Consider the following 2,475-nt stretch of genomic DNA (forward strand, 5'->3'; position numbering starts at 1 on the left):
GTTCAGCTCAATCTCGACAATCTGGTCGAGAAATTTGTTTTTTACGACAACACCTCGGATCATCCGAACTACCTCACAGTCGCCGATATCGAGCAAATGCTGCAAATCGCCGGCGGCAATATTGGCGACAACGAGATCCATGGCCTCGACGACGCGTTCGCCATGGTGGAAGACCTGCCGCTGACCGTCTCTGTCAAGGATCTGCTCGCCAACGATTTCGATCTCGACTCGCAGGCGCTTTCGTTCGATGGGGTCGTGGACGCCTACCATGTCACAGCGACGGACGACGGCTCCGGCCATCTCGTGGTCACGCCCGACCTCCATACCGATGGCAAGGCTTGGTTTGACTATCGCATCGTCGATTCTACCGGCCGCACAGCGACGGCGCGGGTCAATCTCGACATAGCCCATGTCAATCACGCGCCAACCATCGGCGAGGTTCCTCTCCTCCAAACCGACGAGGAGCAGAGCTTCTCGATCACACTCGCAAACAGCGTGTTTGCCGACGTCGATGAAGATGCGCTGCTGGTCGACGTTCAGGGCCTCAATGGCGCGGCGCTGCCGGCATGGCTGCGTTTCGACCGCCAGACCCTGACGCTCAGTGGGACGCCGCCGAAGGGTCATTATGGCGAAGTCACGCTCGAACTGATCGCCGACGATGGGCGTGCGCACCGTCGCCGTGTTCTCGGAGGCCGACGCCAACGCCCGCCATGTTCGTCTTGCCGATGAAGCCATTTGCATCGGCCCGGCGGCGGCGCGCGACTCCTATCTCGTCGTCGAAAAAATCATTGCGGCGGCCAAACGCGCCGGCGCCCAGGCGCTTCACCCAGGCCATGGCTTCCTGTCGGAAAACGAAGCCTTTTGCCGCGCCTGCGCGGAGGCGGGCCTCGTCTTTGTCGGCCCGCCGGCCGCGGCGATCCACGCCATGGGCTCGAAATCCGAGGCGAAAAAGCTGATGCAGGCGGCGGGCGTGCCGCTGACCCCCGGCTACCACGGCGACGACCAGGACCCTGAACGTCTGCGCCGGGAAGCCGACAACATTGGCTATCCGGCGCTGATCAAGGCGGCGGCGGGCGGCGGCGGCAAGGGCATGCGCCGCGTCGAAAGAAGAGAAGACTTTTTTGGCGAACTGGAATCGTGCCAGCGGGAAGCGCGCGCCGCCTTCGGCGACGCCCATGTCCTGATCGAACGCTATGTGACGCGGCCCCGCCATGTCGAAATCCAGATTTTTGGCGATACGCAAGGCGATTACGTCTATCTGTTCGAGCGCGACTGCTCCGTGCAGCGCCGCCACCAGAAGGTGCTGGAGGAGGCGCCCGCGCCCGGTCTGAGCGAGGCGCGCCGGGCGGCGATGGGCCAGGCGGCGGTGGAAGCGGCGCGGGCCGTAAACTATGTCGGCGCCGGCACGGTGGAATTCATCGTCGCGCCGGATGGCGCCTTCTATTTCATGGAGATGAACGCGCGCCTCCAGGTCGAGCATCCCGTCACCGAAATGATCACCGGACTCGATCTGGTCGAATGGCAGCTGCGCGTCGCCGATGGCGAGCGTCTGCCGCTCAGCCAGGACCAACTCGTCGCCAACGGCCATGCGATCGAAGCGCGCATCTATGCCGAAGACCCGTCCAAGGGTTTTTTGCCCTCGACCGGAAAGCTGCTGCATCTCAGCACGCCGCTTGAGGGCGCGCATGTGTCCTTACCAAGGCGACATCGCGCCGCGCGCCGTAGCCGATGTCGCAAAGACGCTGCTGGACATGGGCTGCTATGAAATCAGCCTTGGCGACACGGTCGGCCTGGGCGTCCCAACCGCAGTCAAAAAGCTGATCGAGGTTTTCCAGGACATCCCGATGTCCGCGCTGGCCGGCCATTTCCACGACACCTACGGCATGGCGGTCGCCAATGTCGTCGCCGCCTGGGAAATGGGCGTGGCGACGTTCGATTCCTCCGTGGGGGGACTCGGCGGCTGCCCCCACGCCAAGGGCGCGTCTGGCAATGTGGCGACGGAAGATCTGGTTTGGCTGTTCGGTCGCATGGGCGTCGAGACCGGCATCGACCTCGAGGCCTTGGTCGATTGCGCGCTGTGGATCAGCGAGGCGCTCGGTCGCGCGCCCGCCTCGCGCGTGGCGCGCGCCATCGCCGCGAAAACATCGCCTTAGCCGCCTGCGCCCGGCCATCGCGCGTTCCGTCGCGGCGAGGGCGAAATTTTTGGAGGGATGGGTGGAACGACGCATGATCTCCGCGTCCTTTGTGGAAGAGGCGCTCGATTCATTGCGGCGGCGCGGCTTGCCGACGGAGGGCGCGCTCGCGGCGGCCGGTCTGATGAACTGGGCGCAAGAGCCGGTCTCGGCGCAGACTTACGGAAAGCTGTGGCTGGCGCTGGCCCTAGGCCATCGACTCATTAAACCGGCACCATATGCGAAAGGCGGCGAGCTTGACGCCTGCGAGGAAGTTGTCGGCTCGCTTGTCGTAGCGGGTGGC

General features: G+C 64.4%; 2 protein-coding genes and 2 pseudogenes. All 4 read left to right on the forward strand.

Features of this window, described 5'->3' with window-relative positions:
* The first annotated feature begins 96 nt into the window (after nt 1-96).
* Nucleotides 97-729 (forward strand): cadherin-like domain-containing protein, encoded by a 633-nt coding sequence (locus CFB24_RS22125; protein ID WP_146610648.1) that lies wholly within the window; start codon nt 97-99, stop codon nt 727-729.
* Nucleotides 659-1,714 (forward strand): annotated as a pseudogene (locus tag CFB24_RS22130) (acetyl-CoA carboxylase biotin carboxylase subunit); the annotation flags it as partial. The gene CFB24_RS22125 and the pseudogene CFB24_RS22130, both read left to right, overlap by 71 nt.
* Nucleotides 1,686-2,153, forward strand: a complete 468-nt coding sequence (locus tag CFB24_RS22135; RefSeq protein ID WP_088522774.1) for a beta/alpha barrel domain-containing protein — start codon at nt 1,686-1,688, stop codon at nt 2,151-2,153. The pseudogene CFB24_RS22130 and the gene CFB24_RS22135, both read left to right, overlap by 29 nt.
* 73 nt (nt 2,154-2,226) lie before the next feature.
* Nucleotides 2,227-2,475, forward strand: a pseudogene (locus tag CFB24_RS24140) (hypothetical protein); the annotation flags it as partial.

Source organism: Rhodoblastus acidophilus (genome assembly GCF_900187365.1).
GTDB lineage: Bacteria > Pseudomonadota > Alphaproteobacteria > Rhizobiales > Beijerinckiaceae > Rhodoblastus > Rhodoblastus acidophilus.

Excerpts from the sequence above, each read along its gene's own strand:
- CFB24_RS22125 (WP_146610648.1), top strand. The coding sequence starts at position 97 with ATGCTGCAAATCGCCGGCGGCAATATTGGCGACAACGAGATCCATGGC.
- CFB24_RS22135 (WP_088522774.1), top strand. The coding sequence starts at position 1,686 with ATGTGTCCTTACCAAGGCGACATCGCGCCGCGCGCCGTAGCCGATGTC.